The sequence below is a fragment of the Ferrovibrio sp. genome (assembly GCF_965278975.1).
Lineage (GTDB): Bacteria > Pseudomonadota > Alphaproteobacteria > Ferrovibrionales > Ferrovibrionaceae > Ferrovibrio.
On sequence record NZ_OZ257126.1, the window covers coordinates 2771484 to 2796796 of the forward strand.

The following is a 25313-nucleotide window of genomic DNA, read 5'->3' on the forward strand; positions in this document are numbered from 1 at the left end:
TATGGCTCGCTGAGCTGATAATGGCTCTCTAAGCGGATCAGCGACCCCGCGAGGGGTGCAAATCCCGGCCCGGCATGGCAAAACCATGCCGGGCTTTTTCTTGTCACGGTAACGCGCAGATGTCCTCGGCCATATCCCCGGCCATGTCCCCGGAACGTCAGACGGCGATCGGCATCGGCTACATGGTGATGGCGGCGGCGGTGTTCGGCGTCATGGATGCGCTGGTGAAGTGGCTGGCCGCCATCTATCCCACGCCGCAGATCATGTTCTGCCGCAGCTTCTTCGCGTTTCCGCCGATCCTGTTCATGCTCTGGCGCAATGGTGGCGGCTTGGCATCGCTGCGCACCAGCCGGCTGCCCGATCATGGCGTGCGCTCGATTTATGGCTGCCTGGCGATGCTGTGCTTCTTCTATTCCTACCGCACGCTGCCGCTGGCCGATGTCACCGCGATTTCCTTTTCGGCGCCGATCTTTGTGGCGGTACTGTCGGTCTGGCTGCTCAGGGAAAAAGTCGGGCTGCATCGCTGGTCGGCGATTCTTGTCGGCTTCGTCGGCATGCTGGTGATCCTGCGGCCGGGTCAGGGCGAGGGCGGTATTCCGATTGCCTCGCTGATCGTGGTGCTGGCCACCTTCTTCTATTCGATGGCGCTGATCCAAATCCGCAAGCTGACGGCCACCGAAAGCTCGGTGACCACGGCTTTCTACTTCACCGGCTTCTGCACCATCTATACCGGACTGGCGATGCCGTGGTTCTGGGTGGCGCCGACGCTGGGTGACTGGCCGCTGCTGATCGGCGTCGGTCTGCTGGGTGGTCTGGCGCAGCTTTTCATGACCCGCGCCTTTTCGCTGGCGGCGGCGTCCATCGTGGCGCCATTCGATTATACCCACCTGCTCTGGTCGGTACTGCTTGGCTGGTATCTGTTCGGGGATTTTCCCGATATGTGGACCTGGGCTGGGTCGGCAATCGTGATCGCCAGCGGTCTCTACATTCTGTATCGGGAAACTGTGCGGAAACGAGTGGTTCCGGCAACCGCCTGGTCGGAGTGAGAGGATTCGAACCTCCGGCCCCTAGCTCCCGAAGCTAGTGCTCTACCAGGCTGAGCTACACTCCGTCCGGCGGTTGCGGGCGTTTGTATAGCGCCTAGCCGCCCCCGGTTCAAGCGGCGGCAGGGGGAAATCGCGGCAGTCCTGTTACAGGAGTTAAAGCGCTCTGTGGATTGCGAAATCCACCGCCTCGGCAAGCGCATCGCGCATTGCGCCGGGCTTGAAGCCGGCCAGGGCCGCCTTGGCCTGGGTGCCATAGCGCCGGGCACGTTCCAGGGTCTCGGCCAGGGTGCCGTGCTGGCGCATTAGGCGCAGGGCCTCGGCGAAATCCTCCGGCGTCTGCTGCTCCGGCGTCTCGATCACCCGGCGCCAGAAGGCGCGCTCGGTCTCCGAAGCACGGTTGAAGGCCAGCACCACCGGCAAAGTCACCTTGCCTTCGCGGAAATCATCCCCGGTATTCTTGCCCAGCGTGGCGCCGTCTGAGGCATAATCCAGGGCATCGTCGATGAGCTGGAAGGCAATGCCGAGATCACGGCCATAGGCATCCATGGCCTCTGCCTCGGCCAGCGGACGGTCGGCCACCACGGCGCCGACGCGGCAGGCGGCGGCGAACAAAGCCGCCGTCTTGCTCTCGATCACCTTGAGGTAATCGGCTTCGGTGGAATCCATGTCGTTGGCGGTCATGAGCTGCAGCACTTCGCCTTCGGCGATCACGGCAGAGGCACCAGCCAGGATGCGCAGCACCTCCAGCGAGCCGGATTCCACCATGAGCTGGAAGGCACGGCTGAACAGGAAATCGCCTACCAGCACGGATGCCTGGTTGCCCCACACCACATTGGCGGTTTCGGCGCCGCGCCGGCGCTCGGATTCGTCCACCACATCGTCATGCAGCAGTGTTGCGGTGTGGATGAACTCGACGCAGGCAGCAAGCAGGATCTGCTTGGTCCCATCATAGCCGCAGAGCTTGGCGGCGCCGAGGGTAAGCAGGGGGCGGATGCGCTTGCCGCCGGAAGCGATAAGGTGATGCGCCAGTTGAGGAATCAGCTGCACATCGCTCTGCATGCGGGCGATGATCTCGCGGTTGCAGGCATCCATCTCAGCCGCGACAAGGCGGCGCAGCGGCTCTATGCTGGGGGTGCCGCCGGAGCTCGGCATGATGATCGGGGCCGGTTGCGACACTGAGGCAATTCCTGTGGCAAGACTGAAAACACGTTTGTCGGAGCATAGTTGGCAGGCTCTCGCGGTCAAGCGCCGGGCGCTGCACGAGGCTGTGTGTGACTGACCGGGAATCGGCCAATTTCTCCCAAGACACCACCCTGGATGCCCTATTGGGGGGGCGGGTACAGCTTAAGCAGCCGCGCAAGGGCCAGCGCGCCAGTGCCGATGCGGTGATGCTGGCGGCCGCAGTGCCGGCGCGGCGCGGCCAGCGCGTGCTGGAACTGGGCTGTGGCACCGGCGTGGCCATGCTCTGCCTAGCTGCCCGGTTGCCGGGACTGGAGATCGACGGCATCGAGCTGCAACCCGACCTGGTGGCGCTGGCGCGCGGCAATATTGCCGCCAATGGCCAGGAAGAGCGGCTCCGCGCCTTCGCGGCTGATCTGCGCGAGCGCCGACAGGCAGGCCCTGGCGTGGCGCCAAACAGCTATGATCAGGTGTTCGCCAATCCACCCTATTTCGACCCGGCCCGCCACCGGGTGGCGGCTGACCCGGGCCGGGCCCTGGCACGCCAGGGGAGGGTGCGGGGGGAAACGTCACCAGAGGCGGAGACGGATGCGGCGGCCTGGATCGGCGCCATGCTGCGCTATTGCAAGCCGGGGGGGCGGCTCACCCTGATCCAGCGGGTGGAACAACTGGGCGCCCTGCTGGTGGCGTTGGAACCGAAAGCCGGCGGCATCGAGGTGATCCCGCTCCATTCCAAGCCCGGCCAGGCGGCCAAGCGGCTGATTCTGCGGGCCGTGAAGGGCGGCAAGGCGCCCCTGATGCTGCGGCCCGGCCTGGTGCTGCACCACCCGGATGGCAGCTATTTCCCCGAAATCGATGCCGTATTGCGCGACGGCGCCGCGCTGCCCATATAGAGTGGCTGAAACAGAGTCAGGTGACCCGAAACGATGCTTAAATACCTGCTGCTGATCGGCGTGATTGCCGCAGCCTATTATGGCTACCGCTACTACAACCGCCTGGAAGCGGCGAAGCAGAAGGCTGCCGAGGATGCCCGCCTGCGCGAACAGGCACAGCACCCAGCCCAGCCCTCTGCTCAGCCGGCGCGGGCTGCCGAAATGGCCGGTGAGGACATGGTGGCTTGCCCTGGTTGCGGCACCTATCGTCCGGTTGGTGCCACAACGCCGTGCGACACGCCTGGTTGTTCCACAACACGGGCCTGATATCGCCCTGACCTGTGGCGACTCGGGGCAGCGGCCAAAGCCTATTTTGCAGTGCGAAAATGCAGATATGGCGGGCGCTTGACCAGGGGCGGCACGGCCTTTAAGGTCCGCCCGATTTTCCGCCACACTTGGCACGGATTGGCAGCATAATGGCGCCCACCGGACAGCCCGTATCTCACGCTTTCCAGGACCTGATTCTTGCGTTGCAAGGTTATTGGGCGCGCCAGGGCTGCACGATTCTCCAGCCCTACGACATGGAAGTCGGTGCCGGCACGTTCCATCCTGCCACCACGCTGCGGGCGCTGGGCCCGGAGCCGTGGAGCGCCGCCTATGTGCAGCCCTCGCGCCGCCCGAAGGATGGCCGCTACGGCGAGAACCCGAACCGCCTGCAGCATTACTACCAGTTCCAGGTGATCCTGAAGCCGAGCCCGGCCAACGTGCTCGACCTCTATCTCGATTCCCTGGCGGTGCTCGGCATCGACCAGAAGCGCCATGACATCCGCTTCGTGGAAGACGATTGGGAAAGCCCGACGCTGGGCGCCTGGGGCCTGGGCTGGGAAGTCTGGTGCGACGGCATGGAAGTGACGCAGTTCACCTATTTCCAGCAGGTCGGCGGTTTCGACTGCTCGCCGGTTGCCGCCGAGATCACCTACGGGCTTGAGCGCCTGGCGATGTATATCCAGGGCAAGGATCGCGTCTACGACCTGGATTTCAACGGCCGCGGCGTCAGCTATGGCGATGTGTTCCTGCAGGCCGAGCGGGAATTCTCCGCCTACAATTTCGAACACGCCGATACCGAGCAGCTGTTCCGCCGTTTCGCCGATGTGGAAGCCGAGTGCAACCGCCTGGTCGCCGCCGGCCTGGCGCTGCCGGCCTATGACCAGTGCATGAAGGCCAGCCACACCTTCAATCTGCTGGATGCGCGCGGCGTCATCAGTGTCACCGAACGCGCCGCCTATATCGGCCGCGTCCGCGCGCTGGCCAAAGCCTGCTGCACCCAATGGCTGCGCTCGCGCGGCCATCTGCCGGAAGGAACGCCGTGATGCTCGGCGAATTGCTGCTGGAGCTGCATAGCGAGGAAATTCCGGCGCGCATGCAGCAGCGCGCCGCCGAGGATTTGCAGCGCCTGGTCACCGATGGCCTGCGCCAGGCCAGCCTGGGTTTCACCGACGCCACCGCCTATTGCACGCCGCGCCGCCTGGCGCTGGTGGTGAAGGGTTTGCCGCGCGCGCAATCGGATATCCGCGAAGAGAAGAAGGGGCCGCGCGTCGGCTCGCCGGATCAGGCCGTGCAGGGCTTCCTGCGTTCGGCGGGGTTGGCGAGCCTTGAGCAATGCGAGAAGCGCGATACCGGCAAGGGCGAATTCTGGTTCGCGGTGATCGAGAAGCAGGGCCGGGCCACCGCCGAGGTGTTGCAGGAATTGCTGCCCACGGCGCTTGCTGCCCTGCCTTGGCCGAAGTCGATGCGCTGGGCCGATCACAGCTTGCGCTGGGTCCGCCCGCTGCACAGCATCCTGTGCCTGTTTGAAGGCCAGGTGGTGCCGTTCAGCTTTGGCCATCTCAAGTCTGGCGACAGCACCCATGGCCACCGCTTCATGGCGCCGAAGCGCTTGGTGGTGCGTGATGCCGCCGACTGGCTGCGTTCCTTGCGTGGCGCCTATGTCGAGCCGGATTTCAACGCGCGGCGTGAGTTGATCCTCAAGGATGCGGCTTTCGCTGCCGGCAATGAAAAACTCACCCTGGTGGATGATCCGGGCCTTGCCGATGAAGTGGCCGGTCTGGTGGAGCAGCCGGTGGTGCTGCTCGGTGCCATCCCGCAGGCCTTCATGGATGTGCCGCGCGAAGTGCTGACCACGGCGATGCGCACGCATCAGAAGTATTTCTCGCTGAACGATGCCGAAGGCCGGCTGGCGCCGCGTTTCGTCATCGTCGCCAATACGCTGACCAATGATGGTGGCAAGCAGGTGGTTGCCGGCAACGAGCGTGTGCTCGCCGCGCGCCTTTCGGATGCCAAGTTCTTCTGGGACCAGGATCGCAAGCAGCGCCTCGACAGCCGCCTGCCGGGCCTCAAGGATATCGTGTTCCACGCCAAGCTCGGCACCCTGGCCGAGAAGTCGGCGCGGATCGAGCGCCTGGCTTTCGAGATTGCTGGTCTGGTCGGCGCCGATACCAAGCTGGCGCGCCGTGGTGCTGAACTGGCCAAGGCAGATCTGCTCACCGGCCTGGTGGGCGAGTTCCCTGAATTGCAGGGCATCATGGGCCGCTATTACGCGCGACATGACGGCGAGTCCGAGGCGGTGGCGGAAGCCATCGCACAGCATTACTCGCCGCAGGGCCCGGCCGATGGCTGCCCCTCCGACCCGGTGGCGGTGAGCGTCGCGCTGGCCGACAAGATCGACATTCTCACCGGCTTCTTCGCCATCGATGAGAAGCCGACCGGCTCCAAGGATCCCTATGCGCTGCGCCGCGCTGCGCTTGGCGTGATCCGCATCATCCTGGAAAACAAGCTCAGCCTGGCGCTGAAGCCGCTATTTGCCTCGGCGCTGTCGCTGCATTCGGCCAAGGCCGAGGCCGGCCGCGATGTGCCGGATGAATTGCTGCGCTTCTTCGTTGATCGCCTGAAGGTGTTCCTGCGCGAGAAGGGCGTGCGGCATGATGTGATCAGTGCCGTATTCGCCATTGGCGGCGATGATGATCTGCTGCGCGTGGTGGCCAAGGCCGAGGCGCTCGGCGCTTTCCTGGCCTCCCAGGATGGCGGCAACCTGCTCACCGCCTATCGTCGCGCCAACAACATCGTGCGTGCCGAGTTGAAGAAGACGCCGGAGTTGCCGCTGGCCGATGTGGCGGAAGGTTTCCTCAATCAGATCGAGGAGAAGGCGCTGGCCGCCTGCCTCACCGAGATTGGCCGCGCCGAAGGCGCTGGCTCCGGCGATGCGACGGGCTTCGCCAAGTATCTCGCGGCACTCGCCCTGATGCGCCAGCCGGTGGATGCGTTCTTCGAGCGCGTCACCGTCAACGCCGAAGACGCGGCACTCCGCCGCAACCGTTTAAGCCTGCTTGCCGCTGTTGCCGGCAGCATGGACCGTATCGCCGACTTTTCGCAAATCGAGGGATGATTTAGTCATGGCCAAGCCCAAGACCAAGTCGAAAACCGTGAAGAAAGCTGCTGCCAAGAAGGCTCCAGCCAAGAAGACGGTGACTAAGAAGATCGTGGCCAAGAAGGCCGCACCGAAGAAGGTGCTGGCGAAGAAGGCTGCCGCGCCGGCCAAGGGCAAGCTGGTCTATTCGTTCGGCGATGGCCGCGCCGAAGGCCGCGCCGGCATGCGCGAACTGCTGGGCGGCAAGGGCGCCAACCTTGCCGAGATGAGCAATCTCGGCCTGCCGGTGCCGCCGGGCTTCACCATCACCACGGAAGTCTGCAACGCCTTCTACAAGAATGGCCGCAAGTATCCCGCCGAACTCAAGGCCCAGGTGGATGCAGCCCTGGTCCGCGTCGAGAAGCTGGTCGGTGCCAAGTTCGGCGATTCCGTGATGCCGCTGCTGGTTTCGGTGCGCTCGGGCGCCCGGGCCTCGATGCCCGGCATGATGGATACCGTGCTCAACCTCGGCCTCAATGACACCACGGTGCAGGCGCTGGCCAAGCAGTCGGGCAACGAGCGTTTCGCCTGGGACAGCTACCGCCGCTTCATCCAGATGTATTCCAATGTCGTGCTCGATGTCGGGCATGAGCATTTCGAGGAACTGCTCGAAATGCACAAGGAGGACAAGGGCCTCACGTTGGATACCGAACTGACCGCCGAAGACTGGAAGACCCTGGTCGCCGCCTACAAGGCCAAGGTCAAGGAAGAGCTGGGCAAGCCCTTCCCGCAGGATGTGCGCGATCAGCTTTGGGGCGCCGTTGGCGCCGTGTTCTCCAGCTGGATGAACAACCGCGCCATCACCTACCGCACGCTGAACCATATCCCGGAAAGCTGGGGTACGGCGGTGAACGTGCAGGCCATGGTGTTCGGCAATATGGGTGACACCTCCTGCACCGGTGTTGCCTTTACCCGCGATCCTTCGACCGGCGAAAACGCTTTCTACGGCGAATACCTGATCAATGCCCAGGGCGAGGACGTGGTGGCGGGTATCCGCACGCCGCAGCAGCTCACCAAGGTGGCGCGACTCAAGGTCGGCAACGACACGCCATCGATGCAGGAAACCATGCCGGCTACCTTCAAGCAGCTCACGGACGTGTTCCGCAAGCTCGAGAAGCATTACCGCGACATGCAGGATATCGAGTTCACTGTGCAGCAGGGCAAGCTGTGGATGCTGCAGACCCGCTCGGGCAAGCGCACCGCCAAGGCCGCGCTGAAGATCGCGGTGGATATGGTGAAGGAAAAGCTGATCAGCCAGGCCGAGGCCGTGGATCGCATTGATCCGGCTTCGCTGGATCAGTTGCTGCACCCGACGCCGGATCCGAAAGCGCCGCGCACCGTGATCGCCAAGGGCCTGGCCGCGTCGCCGGGTGCTGCCGCCGGCAAGGTGGTGTTCAGTGCCGACGAGGCCGAGAAGATCGCCGCCACGGGTGAAGCCGTCATCCTGGTGCGCGTTGAAACCTCGCCGGAAGACATTCACGGCATGCATGCCGCCAAGGGCATCCTCACGGCGCGCGGCGGCACTACCAGCCATGCCGCCGTGGTGGCGCGTGGCATGGGCCGCCCCTGCGTCTCCGGCGCCGGTGCGCTGCGCATCGACTATGCCGCCAACCGCATGACGGTGAGCGGCACGGTGGTGAACAAGGGTGACGTGATCACCATCGACGGTTCCACCGGTGAGGTGATCCTCGGCCTGGTGCCGACCATTGAGCCGGCGCTCTCGGGCGATTTCGCCACGCTGATGAGCTGGGCCGACAAGCTGCGCCGCCTCAAGGTACGCACCAATGCTGAAACCCCGGCGGATGCCGCGGCGGCCGTCAAGTTCGGCTGCGAGGGCATTGGGCTGTGCCGCACCGAGCATATGTTCTTCGACGCCGACCGCATCACGGCGGTGCGCGAGATGATCCTCGCCGCCGACGTGGAAGGCCGCAAGAAGGCTCTGGCCAAGCTGCTGCCGGTGCAGCGCGGCGATTTCGTGCAATTGTTCAAGATCATGGCTGGCCGTCCGGTGACGATCCGCCTGCTCGATCCGCCGCTGCATGAATTCCTGCCCCATACCGATGCCGATTTCGCCGCCGTGGCGAAGGCTTCGGGTCTTTCGGCGGATGCCCTGCGCGATCGCGCCAAGGCCCTGCATGAGACCAATCCGATGCTCGGCCATCGCGGCTGCCGCCTCGGCATCTCCTTCCCGGAAATCTACGAGATGCAGGCGCGCGCTATCTTTGAAGCCGCCGCCGAAGCCTCGAAGAACGGCAAGCCGGTGGAGCCGGAAGTGATGATCCCGCTGGTCGCCACCAAGGTGGAGATCGACGTGCTGAAGCGCCGGGTTGATGCGGTGGCCGCTGCGGTCATCAAGGAGACCGGCAAGAAGATCAAGTATCTGGTCGGCACCATGATCGAACTGCCGCGCGCTGCCCTGCGCGCCGCCGAGATCGCCGAGCATGCCGAGTTCTTCTCGTTTGGCACCAACGATCTGACCCAGACCACGCTCGGCATCAGCCGCGATGACTCGGCCCTGTTCATGGAAGATTACCTCAAGGCTGGTATCTTCGAGCGCGATCCGTTTGTCAGCATCGACCAGTCTGGTGTCGGCGAACTGGTGCGCACTGCCGTCGAGCGCGGCCGCAAGGCCCGCGCCGGCATCAAGCTCGGCATCTGCGGCGAGCATGGCGGCGATCCGTCCTCGGTGCGCTTCTTCCACAAGGCCGGCCTCGATTATGTGTCCTGCTCGCCCTATCGCGTGCCGATTGCTCGCCTCGCGGCAGCACAGGCCGCGATCTCGGAAGAGAAGGCCAGCGAGGCGTAACGCCTCCGTCCAGTCAGCATGATCAACGGCGCCGGAGCCATCCGGCGCCGTTTTTCGTTTCGACCGGGAACGAAGCATCCGCTGTCCTGGCCGCGCTAGCTTGTCGCCGCGTTCAATCGAATGAGGCGAGACGGAGATGCGTGGTTTCTATGGCTGGCGCGTGGTGGCGGCGGCTTTCGTGGTGGCGATGTTCGGCTGGGGCCTGGGTTTCTATGGCCCGCCGGTTTTCCTGCATGTGGTGATCCAGCGCACTGGCTGGCCGCTCAGCCTGGTCTCGGTAGCTGTCACCGTGCATTTCCTGGTCGGTGCTTTCGTCGCCGCCAATCTGCCGGCTTTGCATCGCCGCTTTGGTCTGGCACGCGTGACACTCGCTGGCGCCATGTTGCTCAGCGTCGGTCTTGTCGGCTGGGGCCTGGCGATGCAGCCCTGGCAGCTTTTTCTCGCCGCACTTGGCAGCGGCGTCGGCTGGGTCTGTCTTGGCGCTGCCGCCATCAATGCCATCGTGTCGCCCTGGTTTGAGCGCCGCCGCCCGACAGCACTTGCCACCGCCTATAACGGCGCCAGCATCGGCGGCGTGGTATTCTCGCCGCTCTGGGTGGCATTGATTGCCGGTTACGATCTCACCGTCGCGGCCATCATTGTCGCTGGCCTGATGCTGGCCGCCATGCTGCTGCTTCGCCCGCTGCTTGCTGCTACGCCTGCTGCCATGGGGTTGCTGCCCGATGGCGAACCGGCAAATGCTGTTGCGCCGGCAACCGCCCCCACAGCCGCAGCGCCGTTGCGGCTGTGGCGCGACAGGCGTTTCCTGACCCTGGCCGCTGGCATGGCGTTGAGCCTGTTTGCCCAGATCGGCCTGCTGGCGCATCTCTATTCGTTGCTGGTGCCCGTGGTTGGCGTGCAGCCGGCGGGATTTGCTGCCGGCTTGGCTACGGCTTGTGCCATTGCCGGGCGCAGCATTGTCGGCTGGCTGCTGCCGGCCCGGACTGACCGCCGCTTCGCTGCGGCGGCCAATCTGCTGGTGCAGGGCGGCGGCTCGCTGGCCCTGCTGTTCGCCGGCGATACGGCATGGTTCATGCTGCTGGGCGTGGTGCTGTTCGGCTTCGGCATCGGCAATGTCACGTCGTTGCCGCCGCTGATCGCACAGGCCGAGTTTCCGCGCCAGACGGCGCTGCGCGTGGTGGCGCTGATCGTCGGTATCGGCCAGGGCGGCTATGCCTTCGCGCCGGCGGTGTTCGGCCTGCTGCGTGACTATCCGGCCCTGGGCGAAGGCGGGATTTTCATTGCTGCCTCGTTGTTGCAGGTAGCCGCTATCGGCTGCTTCCTGCTCGGGCGGCCGCGCTGATCAGCGCTCCAGGTTGTCAACGTTCCAGGCCGAAGGCGTTGCGGAAAGCACCCTTCAAGGCAGTGGCGATATTGGCGCGGCGCGCCACGCTGTCATACGGCCCGGTATAGAGTTTGGTGACGATGCTGGCGCGCTGCTCCTCGGAATCGAAGCGCAGATGCACATGCTTGCCGCCGGCATCGGTCACCTGTGCTGAAAGCGGCGGGCAGTCACTGGTTTCCAGAGTCACGGCTTCGTCGCGCAGCTTGGTCGCCTGGTTCGGGTCCATGATCAGCCGCGCACCGGAAACCGACATATCGGCCAGGTTGGCGGTGAGCGTGCCGGCACGCCAGTTGATCGTCACGGTCTCGTTGATCAGGAAGCGTTCCTCGCGGCGCATGCGCGGGCGTTCGATCGCCAGCAGCATCACCAGAGACAGGATCAGCAGATTCCAGCAGCTCCAGAACACATAGAGCGTCGGATCGCCGCCATCGGGCAGCAGGCCATCCACCAGATGGCTGTGAAAGGCCAGCACCGCCACCGCTGTCAGCACGAACAGCGTGCCGGCTTCGAGGAAAACCGGCCAGTTTATTTCGACGCTGGTTGAAAGCAGCCCTTTGCCGGTGACGCGGAAGGGCTGCACCTTGCGGAACAGCAGGGCGGACCACACGGCGGGCGCGACACGCGAAGCGCAGATGAACTCCGTCAGATCGGTTAGGATCGGCACGATGCGGCCCGAGGATACCCACACGAACAAAGCCGTGGAGGAGAAGAAGGCCGGGATGAAATGGTAGGAGTAGGGCGCCAGCTCGGCATGCAGGATCGAGATGCCGCCATACCAGTAGAGCAGGGGAGCGAACAGGGAGAACAGGCAGAAGGTCGGCAGGCTGAGCCAGTAATTCGCGGTTTCCAGGAATAGCAGGCGCTGGATCGGATTGAGATTGTTGCGCCCGAAGGGGCCGACCTGCACGAACAGCGACTGGATCGCGCCGATGCCCCAGCGGCTGCGCTGCTTGATGTATTCGTTGATGGTTTCCGGCGCCAGGCCGGTGGAAAGTTTTTCGTTGAGATAGCGCGAGATATAGCCGGTATCGATCAGCTTGAAGCTGAGCAGGATATCCTCGGTGATGGTCTCCATCGGATAGCCGCCCACGGCTTCGATGGCGGCGCGACGGGCGACGAAGGAGGTGCCGCAGCAATAGCTGACATCCCAGCCGTCTTTTGCCGGCTGCAGGCTGTCGAAAAAGAAACGCTGCTCATCGACCCAGCTTTCCGACAGCATGAAATTATGCTGCAGCATGTTCGGGTTGAAGAAGAATTGCGGCGTCTGCACCAGGGCCACGCGCGGATCGGTGAAGAAGCCGATGGTGCGGCGCAGGAAATTGCGCTTCGGCACGAAATCGGCATCCAGCACCATGATGAAGTCCGAATTGGTCTCGGTCTTGGAAATGTTCAGCGCATTATTCAGGTTGCCGGCCTTGGCGCCTTTGTTGTCGGCGCGCCGCAGATAGCGCACGCCGATCGCGGCACATTTCTCCTGCAGCCAGTCGCGCCGTGTATCATCCAGCACCCAGACCTTGAAGCGTGGATAATCCAGTGCCATGGCGCCGAGGATGCTGCGCTCCAGCACTTCCCAGGATTCGTTGTAGGTGGGGATGAACACATCCACTACCGGCAGGTCGGTGCGGGTATGGCTTTCGGCTTCGTTGCGCTCGGCCTGCGGGCGATTGTCGCGGTGCCGCCAGAAGGTGAGCAGGCACATGCAGGTGCTGAAGGCCAGCATCAATTCCAGAGTGAGGAACAGCATGCCGAAGAAGAAATCCAGCGGCTTGTCCGTGCCTGGAATGGTGTCGCTGATACGCCACCAGAAATACCGGATCGAAAGCCCGAGCACGAGCAGGATCAGTGCGCGGCGGACCAGCATGTTGTTCGGCGATACCGTTGGCAGCAGCAGCAGCAGGGCGGCAAGAAACGCCGCGCCTGGAATCCAGGAAATCCAGTCTTGCATCAGTTCTTGAACCGGGAGATCAGTCCATCGACATTGGCTTGCAGCATGGCCAGCAGGCGCGCGAGGCCGGGGCCGCCGCTGCTGAGATAGCCGGTCTGGCCCACCGGGCAGCTTTGCTGGCCGTCCATGGCGGATGCCAGGGTATAGATCAGCCGCAGCTGGTTGGCCTGCAGGTTGCCGGCGATGGCAATATCGCCGCGGTCGCTGTCCTGTTCGCCACGGATGGCGGCAAGCTGGGCGGCGCGTGTGGTCTGCTGCTTGCCGTCGCTGAAGCTGATATTGACCCGGGTGCCGATGGCGGGAGTTTCCTCGCCGCGCCGCTCCTGGATCACCTCGAAGAACAGCCGGCCGCAATCCACCACTTGCAGCAGTGGCGCGCTGGTGCCGATGGTGGCGCCTTCGCTTTCAAGCTGGCGCCACAGGATACCGGCCACCGGTGCCTGCATCACCGCGCCATCCACCTGCAGGCGGCGGCGGCGTTCGCTTTCCACCTGGCGGCGCAGCTGTGCCACTTCGGCTTCCAGGTCGGCGCGGCGGGTGGCGAGCGTCAGGCGCTGCAATTCCACATCGTCGCGGCGCTGCTGCGAATAGGGAGCGTTGTTGTAGGAATCGTTGAGGTAGATGCCCTTCTCGGCGGCTTCGCGCTCCTTGCGCAGGCGTTCCAGGGCTTTCTGGTCCGCCACCAGATCGGCGCGGCTGATATTCAGTGTTGCCAGGCGCTGGTCCAGTTCGGCGGGCGCGGCATAGGCAGCGGCGACCAGGGGCTGGATGCGCTTGTACTGGGCCTCGGCCAGCACGATGGCGGCTTCCGAACGCTTCACCTTGGCTATGGCTTGGGCAATCTGCGCATCCAGGCTGGCGATCACGGCGGCCTGGAAGCCCTTATTCTCGCCATCCAGGCGCGTCACGATCGGCGACAGGGCTTCCTGCTGTGTCGTGATGCTGGCCAGGCGCTCGGTCAGCGCCTTGTACTGGGCTTCCAGATCGGCGAGGCGGACATCACGGTCGGGCGGTGAATTGACCGTTGCCAGTGACTGCCCGGCGTTGACGCGCTCGCCGATGCGGGCCGTGCCAAAAGTGACGCGGCCATCGATGGGCGAGCGCAGGGTGATCAGTTCGGCATTGATGCGGCCGCTCTGTCCGCCGCCGGTGATGGTGCCAGGCAGCAGGGTGTAGGCGAACAGCGCCAGCAGAAACAGCCCGAGTGCCAGGCGCAGCGGGCGGCCGAGATTGGAGAGTGAAAGCTTCGGCATGATTGATCCTGGCGGGTCCGATGATCCACGGTTAATGGAATTAACCACGGCGAGAATAAATGGTCTGCTAAAAACGCCGTGAGTAGAGTTCAGGGGCGCAGGATTCCCTCACGGCCGGCCAGCGTCAACCTATAACAAGCAGTAATACGGTTTCAGAATAATGCTGGACCATGGTTAATCACGGCCATTAGCACAACTTAATGGGTGTGCCGCGCCCAGCGCTTGGAGCTCAGTGCGCGTCGTCCCAATTATCGCCGACGCCGGCCTCGACATCGAGCGGCACGCTCAAGCTCGCCGCCCCCTCCATCACCTGCTTGGCAATGGTAATGGTGGCCTGCACTTCGGCTTCCGGTGCCTCGAACACCAGTTCGTCATGCACCTGCAACAGCATGCGGGCACTGAGTTTCTCGGCGCGCAGCGCGTCTGGCAGCCGGGCCATGGCGCGCTTGATCACATCGGCAGCGGTGCCCTGGATCGGTGCATTGATCGCGGCGCGTTCCAGGAAGGAGCGCTCGGCGGGATTCTTGGAATTGATATTCGGCAAATGGATGCGGCGACCGAAAGCGGTGCTGACATAGCCGATCTCATGTGCCTGCTTCTTGGTCCGGTCCATGTAATCGCGGATGCCGGGGTAGCGCTTGAAATAGGCATCGATATAGCTGGCGGCCTCGCGCTGCGGGATGCCGAGCTGGGCCGAGAGGCCGAAGGCGCTCATGCCATAGATGATGCCGAAATTGATCGCCTTGGCCGAGCGGCGCACGATCGGGTCCATGCCTTCGATCGGCACGTTGAATACCTGGCTGGCGGTCAGGGCATGAATATCCACGCCATCGAGGAAGGCCTGCTTCAGCGCGCCGATATCGGCGATATGCGCCAGGATGCGCAGTTCGATCTGAGAATAATCGGCGCTGATCAGCTTGTGGCCCGGCTCGGCGACGAAGGCGCGGCGAATCTTGCGGCCTTCCTCGGTGCGGATCGGGATATTCTGCAAGTTCGGGTCGGAAGAGGCGAAGCGTCCGGTGCTGGTGGCGGCCAGCGAATAAGACGTATGCACGCGGCCATCGGTGCCGATCTGCTCCTGCAGCGCGTCCGTGTATGTGCCTTTCAGCTTCTGCAATTGGCGCCAGTCCAGCACCACCTGAGGCAGCTTGTGGCCGCCGGCGGCCAGTTCCTCCAGCACATCGGCGCCGGTGCCATAGGCGCCGGTCTTGCCCTTCTTGCCGCCGGGCAGCGACATCTTGTCGAACAGGATTTCGCCAAGCTGCTTCGGCGAGCCGAGATTGAAACTTTCCTCGGCCAGTTCATGCGCTTCGCGTTCCAAGGCCACCATGCGGCCGGCGAAATCGGCGCTGAGCCGGTTCAGCTCGGCCTTGTCCACCTTGATGCCGGCCAGTTCCATCGCCGATACCACACGCGGCATCGGCCGCTCGATGGTTTCGTACAGCGTGGTCATTTTGTCGGTCAGCAGGCGCGGCTTCAGCGCGCGGTGCAGCCGTAGGGTGACATCGGCGTCTTCGGCGGCATAGGCGAGCGCCTTGTCCAGCGGTACGCGGTCGAAGGTGATGCGCGCCTTGCCGGTGCCGGTCACCTCGTCGAACTTCACCGTGGTATGGCCGAGATGGCGCTCGGCCAGGTCGTCCATGTTGTGGTTATGCTTGCCGGCATCCAGCGTGTAGGACAGCAGCATGGTATCGTCATAGGGCGTTACGCTGAGGCCATAACGCGCCAGCACCACCATGTCGTATTTTATATTCTGGCCGATCTTCAGCACGCTGGCATCGGCCAGCAGCGGCTTCAGCGCCGCCACCACCTGATCCAGCGGAATCTGCTTCGGCCGGCCACCACCGCCCAGATCCAGGCCATCGCCATGTGGCGATGTATGGCCCACCGGGATGTAGCATGCCTCGCCGGGCGTCACGCTCATCGACACGCCGACCAGTTCGGCGCGGCTGGCAATCAGGTCGGTGGTCTCGGTATCCACCGCCACGATACCGGCCTTCTCGGCGCGGCGGATCCAGGCCTGCAGCCGCTCGATATCCTGCACCAGTTCATACTGCGCTTCGGCTGGCGCCGCTGCCGCCGCCGGGGCTTCATTGATACGCGCCGCATCGGGATCGGTAAGCTGCGCCTTGGTTGCCGGCACCAGGCCCTTCACGCGCGCTTCCAGGCGGCCGCGCAGGGTGCGGAATTCCATCGATGCCAGGAAAGCATCCAGCGTCGGCCAGTCGACCGGGCGGATGGCGAAATCGTCCAGCGTTTCCTTGGCCGGCACGTCGTCTTTCAACAGCACAAGCTGGCGGCTGATACGCGCCTTCTCGGCGTTGTTGAGCAGGCTTTCACGCCGCTTCGGCTGCTTGATCTCGGCGGCGCGGGCCAGCAGCGTGTCGAGGTCGCCATAGGTGTTGATCAGTTCGGCGGCGGTCTTGATGCCGATACCGGGCACGCCGGGCACGTTGTCGGTGCTGTCACCGGCCAGCGATTGCACATCCACCACCTTGTCCGGCGCCACGCCGAACTTCTCCATCACTTCCGGCGCGCCAATGCTGCGGTTCTTCATCGGATCGAACAGCGACACGCCGGGGCGGACCAGCTGCATCAGATCCTTGTCGGAAGAAACCACCACCACATCCATGCCCTGTTCGCGGGCCTGGCGGGCATAGGTGGCGATCAGGTCATCGGCCTCGAAGCCTTCCATCTCGATGCAGGCCAGCGAGAAGGCGCGCACGGCATCGCGGATCGGCGCGAATTGCGGGATCAGGTCTTCCGGCGTTTCGGAACGGTTGGCCTTGTAGGCGGGATAGATTTCGTTGCGGAAGGTCTCGCGGCCGGCATCGAAGATCACCGCCATGTGGCTCAAGGCGCCATCGGCCTCGGCGCGCTCGCGCAAACTCGCCAGCATGTTGCAGAAGCCGGAAACGGCACCGATCGGCATGCCGTCGCTCTTGCGGGTCAGCGGCGGCAGGGCGTGGTAGGCGCGGAAGATATAGCCCGAGCCGTCGACCAGATAGAGGCGATGCGGGGCCGCGCTCACGGCTTCGGGCTCATCACGGGGCTGGGGACGCGGGTGCTGGGGACACGCGCTTAGTGCGCGTGCGCGGCGGCGCCGGCCTTCAGCACATAGCGGCGGCCGCAATAGGGGCAGTCGATTTCGCTCTTCTCGCCCATATTGAGATAGATGCGCGGATGGCCGAGCGCGCCGCCATCGCCGTCACAGGCGATCCGGGTGCTGTCCACTTCCTTGGTTTCCACTGGTTCCATGGCGACCCCCATCTGGCGGAATTTGACCGCGACCTGATGCGGTGATACCTAGCCCAACACTGCATCGGATGCCAGTCTTTGGCAGCCGCCTGTTCCGGTTTTTTTCTACTAGCCACCATGCCTGAAACCGCCGCGATCCGCCTCAACGCCCTCAGCAAGACCTATGGCACCAGCCCGCGCGCCAAGCCGGCGCTGGATGCGGTCGACCTGGAAATTCCGAAGGGCAGCTTCTTTGGCCTGCTGGGGCCGAACGGGGCCGGCAAGTCGACTCTGATCAACATCCTGGCCGGCCTGGTACGCAAAAGCTCAGGGGAGGCCTCGATCTGGGGCCATGATATCGACAAGGATGCCCGCCGCGCCCGCGCCGCCATCGGCGTGGTGCCGCAGGAACTCAATCTCGATCCCTTCTTCACGCCGCGCGAGGCGATGGAATTCCAGGCCGGGCTCTATGGCGTGCCGAAAGCCGAGCGCCAGACCGATGCCATCCTGGCTGCCGTCGGCCTCACCGAGAAGGCCGATGCCTATGCCCGCACGCTCTCAGGCGGCATGCGGCGGCGGCTGCTGGTGGCCAAGGCGCTGGTGCATGCCCCGCCAGTGCTGGTGCTGGACGAGCCGACCGCCGGTGTTGATATCGAACTGCGTCAGCAGCTCTGGGCCTATGTGCGCAGCCTCAATGCAGCCGGCACCACCGTGGTGCTGACCACGCATTACCTGGAGGAGGCGGAAGCGCTTTGCGACCGCATCGCCATCATCAACCATGGCCGGGTCGTGGCCTGCGACCGCACCCCGGTGCTGATCGGCCAGCTTGACCGCAAGGACGTGATCCTCACCTTGGCCGAGGCGCTTGAGCAGCCGCCCGATGCGCTGGCCGATCTCAGGCCGGAATTGCTTGAGCCGAAACGGCTGCGCCTGCATTACCGCCCGAGCCTGCTGCCCTTCGATGCCGTGTTGGCGCGCTGCCAGGCGGCGGATTTAAGGATTCTCGATCTTACTACTCAGGAAGCCGATCTGGAGGACCTGTTCCTCGAACTCACCCGGCGACCGGCGGCCTGACCCCGATTTCCGCCGGATTCCGGCATCTCCAGTTCATTGCCGATTCCGGCGGGCCTTGCCCGCTGCCGCCCCCTCGGGTATGGTCCGCCCGGCTCCAGGCACCCGTAGCTCAGCTGGATAGAGCGCTGCCCTCCGAAGGCAGAGGTCACAAGTTCGAATCTTGTCGGGTGCGCCAGCTTTTCAACATCTCATAACTCCGAGATTCCGGCTGATGCTTCGAGCGTCAAGCCGCCCTACGGACTTTGCTGTCTGCGCAGGGCGGCTTGTATTGCTCAATTCTTGAAGTTCGGGAAGAAGAGCTGCTGGCCCTCGATCTTGTAGGAGGCGATGGCGTCCTGGCCTTCCTTCGACGTGATCCAGTCAACAAAGGCCTTGCCCTCGTTCACCTTCACATGGGTATGCTTGGCCGGGTTGACCAGCATGACGCCATACTGGTTGAACAGCTTCACATCGCCTTCGACGCTGATGACCAGGTCACCCCGGTTCTTGAAGCTGAGCCAGGTGCCACGGTCGGTGAAGGCGTAGGCGTTCATGGCGCTGGCGGTGTTGAGCGTTGGCCCCATGCCAGAGCCGGTTTCGCGATACCAGCCGGTTCCTGCCGTCTTCACATCGATATTGGCTTCCTTCCAGATGCGCAGTTCGGCGGCATGGGTACCGGAACTGTCGCCGCGCGACGCAAACGGCGCCTTGGCTGCGGCGATCTTCTTGTAGGCGGCCACGACATCCTTGCCGCCGCCGACCTTGGCCGGATCGCTTTTCGGGCCGACGATGATGAAGTCGTTGTACATCACTTCGCGGCGGTCGACGCCCCAGCCATCACCGGCGAATTTCAGTTCGGCGACGCGGTCATGCACGAAAACCACATCGGCATTGCCCTGTTCCGCGGTCTTGAGCGCCTGGCCGGTGCCCTGCGCCACGACGCGCACCTGAATCCCGGTTTTCTTGGTGAAGATCGGCAGGATATGGCCAAACAGGCCGGATTGCTCGGTGGACGTGGTGCTGGCCACGACGATGAATTTTTCCTGCGCCCAGGCAACACTGCTGACAATCGTGCTGCTCACCACAAGAGCGAGGCCGGCGCCAAGGCTGAGAAGATTTCTGCGGTTCATGGGTTCCTCCTTTTTGATGATTATTGGTGACTCACCAGGTTAAATCGCCTTGCAGGAAGGCACGGGCCGCATCGCTTTGCGGCTGGTTGAAAAAGACATCGACCGGTGTGCGCTCCGTGATGCGGCCGCGATGCAGGAAAATCACGTCGCCGGCCAGGCGCCTGGCCTGACCCAGATCATGGGTCGTCATCACGATCTTGGTGCCGCTGGCAGCGATGCTCTCGATGATGCGTTCCACCTGGCGCGTCGCGCCGGGGTCGAGTGCCGCCGATGGTTCATCGAGGAACAGGATCTGCGGCTCCAGCGCCCAGGCACGCGCCAGCGCCAGGCGTTGCTGCTCGCCGCCCGACAATACGCGGGCGGGCCGTTCGGCCAGTGCCGCGAGGCCGACGCGGTCCAGCACCACCATCGCCTTTGCCTGCCGTGTGGCGGTGTTCAGGCCGCGCAGCTTGAGCGGGAACTCCACATTGGCCAGCACCGAGCGGCGCAGCAGAACCGGCTTCTGAAACACCATGGCCTGTTCGAAGCGCAGGCTCTGCGGGGTTTTCGCCGCCATGCCCTGCCAGATCACCTTGCCCTGCGTGGGAGCGATCAGGCCATGGCAGAGCCGCAGCAGCAGGCTCTTGCCGGCTCCGTTGGGGCCGAGCACCAGGGTTGGCGCACCGGTGGTGAAATCCAGGGTGATGCCGCCGATCAGCATCTGGCCGTTGATGCTGTAGCCGACATCCTGCAGCGAAAGCGGCAGCAGGCTTGGCCGTGTATCGATTGGCGTCATCTGCATGGTCAGGCGCCCTGCCTGCGGCGCGCGGCATTGCCGAAGGCGGTGGCCGCCGCGTTGATGCCGATGGCAATCGACAGCAACACGATGCCGAGCGCCATGGCGAGGGCAAGGTCGCCCCGGCTGGTTTCCAGCGAGATCGCGGTGGTCATGGTGCGGGTCACGCCGGCGATATTGCCGCCGACGATGATGATGGCGCCGACTTCGGCGATGGCGCGGCCGAAGCCGGCAAAGATGGCGGTGCTGAGGCTGAAGCGGCCATCCCACAGCAGCGTGGCGATGGCCTTCAGCGGTGTGAGGCCGAGCGAGCGCAACTGTTCGTCATATTCGGCCCAGAGATCGGCGACGGTCTGGCGCGAGAGGGCTGCGACGATGGGGGTGATCAGCACTACCTGCGCCACCACCATGCCTGTCGGTGTGAACAGCCAGCCCAGCGTGCCCAATGGCCCCGAGCGCGACAGGATCAGGTAGACGACGAGGCCGACCACCACGGGCGGCAGGCCCATGCAGGCATTGAGCACCACGATGCAGGCATTGCGGCCCCGGAATTGTGTCAGGGCGAGCAGGGCGCCGAAGGGCAGGCCGATGGCGCTGCCGATCACAACGGCGGTCAGGCTGACGCGCAACGACAGGCCGACGATGCGCAACAGTTCAGGATCGAACTGGGCCATCATCTGCAGCGAGAGCAGGAAAGCGTCGGAAATCGTGTTCACCAGACCGGAGTAACGCAACTCCTTGACCCGGAGCAACGACTTAAATGCTTGAAATAAGACAGGTTTTGGCTACAAAATACTTTGTAGCCAAAACCTGTCCGTGCTCAATCGCCCCTGACGGCTCGGGTGGGCTGACAGGGCGGTACGTCGCCATGGATTGAATTCTGTCTTATATAGGGCACATGAAGCCCCAGCCGCCGCCCGCCTATCTCGTCCAGCCCGACCCGCTGAACCCGGCGCTCACCGAAGCCGTGCAGGGGATCGACCAGGATGGCCAGCCGGTAGAGACCCGCGTCCCGGTCGAACGTCCGCTGACCCTGTTCCTGAACGGACAGGAGATCGTCACCATGATGACGATCGGCGATTATCCCGATTACCTGGCGCTCGGCTACCTGATCAATCAGCGCATGCTGCTGCCTGAGGATGAGGTTACCGGCATCGACTTCGACCCGGAAATCGAAACCATCGTGGTGCGTACCGCGCGGCGCACCGATTACGAAGAGCGGCTGAAGAAAAAGACCCAGACCTCGGGCTGCGCCCAGGGTACGGTTTTCGGCAACATGATGGATGCGGTGGAAAGCGTTGCGCTCGATCCGCAGGCGGAGCTGAAGACTTCGTGGATCTACAGCCTGTCGAAACAGATCAATCTCACGCCGTCGCTCTATCTCGAAGCCGGGGCGATCCATGGCTGTGTGCTGTGCGAGGGCGAGCAGCCGCTGATCTACATGGAGGATGTCGGGCGGCATAACGCCATCGACAAGATCGCCGGCTACATGCGCGTGCATGCCATCCCGTCAGCCGGAAAGATCATGTACACCACCGGGCGCCTGACATCGGAGATGGTGATCAAGACGGCGCAGATGGGGGTTCCCATCCTGATCAGCCGTTCCGGCTTCACGGCCTGGGGTGTGCAGCTTGCGCGCCAGATCGGCATGACTCTGATCGGCCGCGCCAAGGGCAGGCGTTTCGTCGCGCTCAGCGGCGCCGAACGGTTGCGCTACGATGCCGATCCGGCCACGGTTGTGGAGGAAGCTGCGCGCAGTCAGCGCAAGGGCGGCCGCGACGACGAGGCAGCGTAATGGGTGATTTGCATGATGCCGCATGAATGGCCCGAGTTGCCGCCGGGCTATAGCCTCAAATTATGTGCCGGCGACGCATTCGGCACTGCCTGCAAGGCGGCGGAGGACGGCGCCGAGGATGGCTTCATGCTGATGGTGGATCGGCAGGACCGCTGCGAGGCCGCCGTGGTGCTGCGCCCGCTCGATCCGATCCAGCCGGCGCTCACGCTGGCCTATGTCGGCCTGCTGGGCCTGCATGACGGCCTGGCGGCAGTGGCCCCGGCGGAAACACCGGTCAGCATCGGCTGGCCTGACCGCCTCCTGGTGAATGCGGCCTGTGTCGGCGGGATCCGTGTTGCGCATGGCCCGCTGGTGGAAAAAGAGGGTATGGCCGATGTGCCGGATTGGCTGGTACTGGGCATCACGGTGCAGATGGTGACCGATCCCGATGGTGATGCGCCGGGTGAGGAACTGGAATATACCGATCTGCATGAGGAAGGCTGCGGCGAAGTGATGGTGCCGCAATTGATCGCATCCTTTGCCCGCCACCTGCTGCACTGGCTCGACCGCTGGCAGGAAGAAGGTTTTGAGCAGGTGCGCCGGGCCGTGTTGCATGATCTGGACGACAAGGCACTGAAAATCGGCGCCAATGGCGATGCCTGGATGGAGGAGGCGGGAGCAAGAACCCTGTTCCCCTTGCGCGACCGTCTGCGCCAGCCGAGCTGGACCCTGCCTGAAGCGGTGACGGCCGAACCATGAAGCTGCTGCGTACCATACGCTTCGATGAATCCGATACCCGTGTATTCCCGGCAGCCGCCGCTCCGGGCGAATGGGCGGTGCCGGGCACGTTTGTTTTTGCCGATGCCGAGCCGGATCGGCTGGACCGGCAGGAGAAACAGGCTTTCGCCAATGGTTTCCTGGGGCTTGGCAGTTTCGGCTGGTCGACATTGGTGACGGTGGCGACCATAGAGCGCGAGGAATACGACGCCGTGGTGGCCGACTTGGCCCACCATCTGCAGCAAGCCTATGGCGCACCGGATTTTGCTGCCGCGGAAGTGGCGGCGAGGGAAGAGATCGGCTATGCCGCTGCGCTCAGCGAGCATCCGGTCAACACGCTGCTCAGCCTGAGCCGTTTCATCGAAGGCGATGCGATCCGCGAGCAGTTCCGCGTCGTGCAGCCGCCGCGTGAGAAGCCGCACGCGAAAATCTGGGAGATCGTGCCGGATGCCTGAGCCAACACCTGGGCAAGCCACCTCCGCAGGCTTCTGGATCAGCAGCGGCTACGATCTGCTGGATCGTGGCGCTGATGGCCGCCTGACCGTGAGCGAGGATTTCATCCGCGCCTATCTCAGCCGCCCCGAGATGGCGCCGCCTGATGAAGCCTGCGCTGCCGAGCGCGCCCTGCATGCCAGTCTGCTGGCTGCGCCGTCGCGTGCTGTCACGGCGGCCGATCTAGCTGTGCTCGCCGATGCTGACGCACGGGAGAATTTTGCGATCTTTCTGCGTTTCCGCGATCATCTGATCAAAAGCGGCAATCTGGAAACCGCCTATGTTGGCCTGATCCGGCCCGGTGCGCCGGCTGTGCCGGCCATGTTCATCGACCATCTGGCGGCGGCGATCCTGCGCGATCTGCTGGAGGGCCGCGACAATGCCTTCCAGGCACGCGCCGCCGAACTGTTTTTCCGCGTGCAGAAGGCAACGATCCAGGAAAGCCGTATCCTGTTGGCCGATGAGGAAACCGTCGAGATGATGGCGGCGGGCAAAGGCTTTGGTTCGCTGGGGGCGCTGGTGGCCGAGGCTGGCACGGCTTTGCGCAGCGTCGACATGGACATCCTGACCAAGGAGAACGCGCCACAATACTGGGCGCGCAGCGACCGGCATGACTTCGTGCTGGATTTCGGGTTTACCCGGGCTGGCCAGGATGCTTTCGCGCGCGTGGTCGAGGCCTGGGTCGAAAGGCTGACCGGCGTGGCGGTGCAGGTGCAGCCGGTGCAGACCATCCGCGATGAGCGCTGGGTCTGGCATATAGGCCTGGATACCACATCGACCGCGATCATGAATGCGCTCTACGAGAGCAAGCCGGTGGACGAAGACCATATGCGGCAGGTGCTGGCGCTGTTCCGCCTGGAATTCCGCGATCCTTCACTTATGCTGCCGCGTGTTGCGGGCAAGCCGGTCTATCTCGGCCTTGCCATGGACCATCACGGTAAGGTCAGGCTCAAGCCGCAGAATCTGGTGGCCAACCTGCCGCTGAATCCGGGAAACTGAAGGCATGACGGATATCCTGCCGCCGGAAACCGAGATCCGCCACGTTGGCGTGATCCTTGAGCGTCGCAAGCTGAACAATCCCTGGGTGGATTACAGCTGGCGCCCGGTGCAGGTGCTGCCTAGCGTGCCGGCCGCGGCGCCCTGGACCAAGTTGGCCGAAGGCGAAGGCTGGGAGCAGTTCTACGCCGGGCCTGCTGAACTGGCGCTCTATCGCCATGAAAGCGAGACCTACGCCTACAATATCGAAAGCACGCAGCCGGCGGTCTGGGTCTTCCTGCGCCGCAGCGAGGCGGCGCCGGGTATCGCGCTGCATGGTGCCTCCGTCGATCCGGGCGAGGCCCATGCCCATAACGATACGGGCGACGACATCGTTGATTTCGTGCCGATGCCGGCGGCGATCCTGGATTGGATGACCGATTATGTGCGCCGGCATCCGCCAGCGAAGGAGCATTATAAGCGCAAGCGCGACCGCGCCAACCCGGAAGCCCTGGCCCGGCGCACCCGCCTGTATGAATCCGACCCGCTGCGTCAGGTGCCGGAAGATGAGTAAGGCCGAGGGCAGCGAAGGTTTCCTGTCGCGCTGGTCGAAGCGCAAGGCGGAATTGCGCCAGCAGGAGCAGAAGCAGCCCGTGGCGGATTCCGCGCCATTGCCTGAAGCGGAAGAAGAAATCGATCTTGCCACGCTGCCTTCCATCGACAGCCTGACCAACGACAGTGACTTCAGTCTGTTTCTGCGCAAGGGTGTGCCGTTGGCCCTGCGCAATGCGGCGCTGCGCAAGCTGTGGCTGCTCGAACCCAGCGTGGTGAATTACAAGGCGCTGGTCGAATACAATTGGGACTTCACGGCCCCCGGTTATGGCGAGTTGCTGCCGACCGACAATGTCGCCGAGATGGCCAAGCAGGTTTTCTCCGGGTTCAGCCAGCTGCCGCAGACTGAAACAGCCGAGCCGGCCAAAGCAGAAGAGGCACCTCCTGAACCACAGCAGGCTCTGCCGATGCCGGAAGAGCGGCCGTTGGAGCAACCGGTGGCGGAGGTCGCGCCGGTCGAAAGCGTGGCGTCGCCGGTGAGGGAATCCGCCCCCCAGAGGCGCCGGCATGGCGGTGCCTTGCCGACCTGACGGCTGTTGC

Annotated in this window: 22 protein-coding genes and 2 tRNA genes; 15 read left to right on the forward strand and 9 right to left on the reverse strand. The window is 64.0% G+C overall.

Going from position 1 to position 25313, the window contains the following annotated elements; translation table 11 throughout:
- The first annotated feature begins 143 nt into the window (after nt 1-143).
- Nucleotides 144-1046 carry a DMT family transporter gene (locus tag ACQY7X_RS13330; RefSeq protein ID WP_428245846.1) on the forward strand — a complete coding sequence of 301 codons (903 nt, stop codon included), beginning with the start codon at nt 144-146 and terminating at the stop codon, nt 1044-1046.
- On the opposite strand, the gene ACQY7X_RS13335 is transcribed toward ACQY7X_RS13330, so the two are convergent.
- Both ACQY7X_RS13335 and ACQY7X_RS13340 read right to left on the reverse strand, forming a co-directional pair.
- Nucleotides 1035-1111 (reverse strand) — tRNA-Pro (locus ACQY7X_RS13335). The genes ACQY7X_RS13330 and ACQY7X_RS13335 overlap by 12 nt on opposite strands.
- Nucleotides 1112-1199: 88 nt before the next feature.
- Nucleotides 1200-2198, reverse strand: a complete 999-nt coding sequence (locus ACQY7X_RS13340; protein ID WP_428250059.1) for a polyprenyl synthetase family protein — start codon at nt 2196-2198, stop codon at nt 1200-1202.
- Between the two features lie 119 nt (nt 2199-2317).
- Here ACQY7X_RS13340 and ACQY7X_RS13345 point away from each other — a divergent pair, with 119 nt between their 5' ends.
- From ACQY7X_RS13345 to ACQY7X_RS13370, 6 genes are all read left to right on the forward strand, one after another.
- Entirely contained in the window at nt 2318-3118 is an 801-nt protein-coding gene (locus ACQY7X_RS13345) for a tRNA1(Val) (adenine(37)-N6)-methyltransferase (RefSeq protein WP_428245848.1), read from the forward strand.
- 33 nt (nt 3119-3151) lie between these two features.
- Nucleotides 3152-3424: a hypothetical protein gene (locus ACQY7X_RS13350; protein ID WP_428245850.1), complete on the forward strand. Its 273-nt coding sequence runs from the start codon at nt 3152-3154 to the stop codon at nt 3422-3424.
- A gap of 149 nt (nt 3425-3573) precedes the next feature.
- Nucleotides 3574-4467, forward strand: a complete 894-nt coding sequence (locus ACQY7X_RS13355) for a glycine--tRNA ligase subunit alpha (protein WP_428245852.1) — start codon at nt 3574-3576, stop codon at nt 4465-4467.
- On the forward strand, nt 4467-6539 hold the full coding sequence (gene glyS, locus ACQY7X_RS13360; protein ID WP_428245854.1) for a glycine--tRNA ligase subunit beta: 2073 nt from the start codon (nt 4467-4469) through the stop codon (nt 6537-6539). The genes ACQY7X_RS13355 and glyS overlap by 1 nt, the downstream gene beginning before the upstream one ends.
- Nucleotides 6540-6744: 205 nt before the next feature.
- Complete coding sequence (gene ppdK, locus ACQY7X_RS13365; protein ID WP_428250060.1) at nt 6745-9366, forward strand: pyruvate, phosphate dikinase; 2622 nt, start codon at nt 6745-6747, stop codon at nt 9364-9366.
- A 136-nt stretch (nt 9367-9502) separates the two neighbouring features.
- A complete protein-coding gene (locus ACQY7X_RS13370; RefSeq protein WP_428245856.1) occupies nt 9503-10708 on the forward strand; it encodes an MFS transporter in 1206 nt (401 codons plus the stop codon).
- Nucleotides 10709-10724: 16 nt separating this feature from the next.
- Here ACQY7X_RS13370 and ACQY7X_RS13375 read toward each other — a convergent pair whose 3' ends face one another.
- The 4 genes from ACQY7X_RS13375 to ACQY7X_RS13390 all read right to left on the reverse strand — a co-directional run bounded on the left by ACQY7X_RS13375 (nt 10725) and on the right by ACQY7X_RS13390 (nt 17206).
- A complete protein-coding gene (locus ACQY7X_RS13375) occupies nt 10725-12695 on the reverse strand; it encodes a glycosyltransferase (protein ID WP_428245858.1) in 1971 nt (656 codons plus the stop codon).
- On the reverse strand, nt 12695-13948 hold the full coding sequence (locus ACQY7X_RS13380) for an HlyD family secretion protein (RefSeq protein ID WP_428245860.1): 1254 nt from the start codon (nt 13946-13948) through the stop codon (nt 12695-12697). Before ACQY7X_RS13380 ends, ACQY7X_RS13375 begins: the two co-directional genes overlap by 1 nt.
- Before the next feature lie 229 nt (nt 13949-14177).
- Nucleotides 14178-16979 (reverse strand): DNA polymerase I, encoded by a 2802-nt coding sequence (gene polA, locus ACQY7X_RS13385; protein ID WP_428245862.1) that lies wholly within the window; start codon nt 16977-16979, stop codon nt 14178-14180.
- Between the two features lie 50 nt (nt 16980-17029).
- Entirely contained in the window at nt 17030-17206 is a 177-nt protein-coding gene (locus ACQY7X_RS13390; protein ID WP_428245864.1) for a zinc-finger domain-containing protein, read from the reverse strand.
- A gap of 117 nt (nt 17207-17323) precedes the next feature.
- Between ACQY7X_RS13390 and ACQY7X_RS13395 the strand changes: the two genes are divergently transcribed.
- Together ACQY7X_RS13395 and ACQY7X_RS13400 are read left to right on the forward strand one after the other, a co-directional pair.
- The gene (locus tag ACQY7X_RS13395) at nt 17324-18259 is read left to right on the forward strand and encodes an ABC transporter ATP-binding protein (RefSeq protein WP_428245866.1); all 936 of its coding nucleotides are present in this window, start codon (nt 17324-17326) and stop codon (nt 18257-18259) included.
- Nucleotides 18260-18357: 98 nt separating this feature from the next.
- Nucleotides 18358-18434 (forward strand) — tRNA-Arg (locus ACQY7X_RS13400).
- Nucleotides 18435-18531: 97 nt separating this feature from the next.
- Here ACQY7X_RS13400 and ACQY7X_RS13405 read toward each other — a convergent pair.
- The 3 genes from ACQY7X_RS13405 to ACQY7X_RS13415 are packed head-to-tail and all read right to left on the reverse strand — an operon-like array spanning nt 18532 to nt 20895.
- Nucleotides 18532-19368 carry an extracellular solute-binding protein gene (locus ACQY7X_RS13405; RefSeq protein WP_428245868.1) on the reverse strand — a complete coding sequence of 279 codons (837 nt, stop codon included), beginning with the start codon at nt 19366-19368 and terminating at the stop codon, nt 18532-18534.
- A 31-nt stretch (nt 19369-19399) separates the two neighbouring features.
- Nucleotides 19400-20149, reverse strand: a complete 750-nt coding sequence (locus ACQY7X_RS13410; protein ID WP_428245870.1) for an ATP-binding cassette domain-containing protein — start codon at nt 20147-20149, stop codon at nt 19400-19402.
- Nucleotides 20150-20151: 2 nt separating this feature from the next.
- Nucleotides 20152-20895: an ABC transporter permease gene (locus ACQY7X_RS13415; protein WP_428245872.1), complete on the reverse strand. Its 744-nt coding sequence runs from the start codon at nt 20893-20895 to the stop codon at nt 20152-20154.
- A 146-nt stretch (nt 20896-21041) separates the two neighbouring features.
- Between ACQY7X_RS13415 and ACQY7X_RS13420 the strand changes: the two genes are divergently transcribed.
- The 6 genes from ACQY7X_RS13420 to ACQY7X_RS13445 are packed head-to-tail and all read left to right on the forward strand — an operon-like array spanning nt 21042 to nt 25303.
- Nucleotides 21042-21938, forward strand: a complete 897-nt coding sequence (locus tag ACQY7X_RS13420) for a formate dehydrogenase accessory sulfurtransferase FdhD (RefSeq protein WP_428245874.1) — start codon at nt 21042-21044, stop codon at nt 21936-21938.
- 12 nt (nt 21939-21950) lie between these two features.
- Nucleotides 21951-22676 carry a biotin/lipoate--protein ligase family protein gene (locus ACQY7X_RS13425; protein ID WP_428245876.1) on the forward strand — a complete coding sequence of 242 codons (726 nt, stop codon included), beginning with the start codon at nt 21951-21953 and terminating at the stop codon, nt 22674-22676.
- Nucleotides 22673-23149 carry a DUF6505 family protein gene (locus tag ACQY7X_RS13430; protein ID WP_428245878.1) on the forward strand — a complete coding sequence of 159 codons (477 nt, stop codon included), beginning with the start codon at nt 22673-22675 and terminating at the stop codon, nt 23147-23149. Before ACQY7X_RS13425 ends, ACQY7X_RS13430 begins: the two co-directional genes overlap by 4 nt.
- The gene (locus ACQY7X_RS13435) at nt 23142-24185 is read left to right on the forward strand and encodes a DUF6352 family protein (protein ID WP_428245880.1); all 1044 of its coding nucleotides are present in this window, start codon (nt 23142-23144) and stop codon (nt 24183-24185) included. The genes ACQY7X_RS13430 and ACQY7X_RS13435 overlap by 8 nt, the downstream gene beginning before the upstream one ends.
- A 4-nt stretch (nt 24186-24189) precedes the next feature.
- Complete coding sequence (locus tag ACQY7X_RS13440) at nt 24190-24735, forward strand: DUF3305 domain-containing protein (protein WP_428245882.1); 546 nt, start codon at nt 24190-24192, stop codon at nt 24733-24735.
- On the forward strand, nt 24728-25303 hold the full coding sequence (locus ACQY7X_RS13445) for a DUF3306 domain-containing protein (RefSeq protein WP_428245884.1): 576 nt from the start codon (nt 24728-24730) through the stop codon (nt 25301-25303). The genes ACQY7X_RS13440 and ACQY7X_RS13445 overlap by 8 nt, the downstream gene beginning before the upstream one ends.
- Nucleotides 25304-25313: the final 10 nt, after the last annotated feature.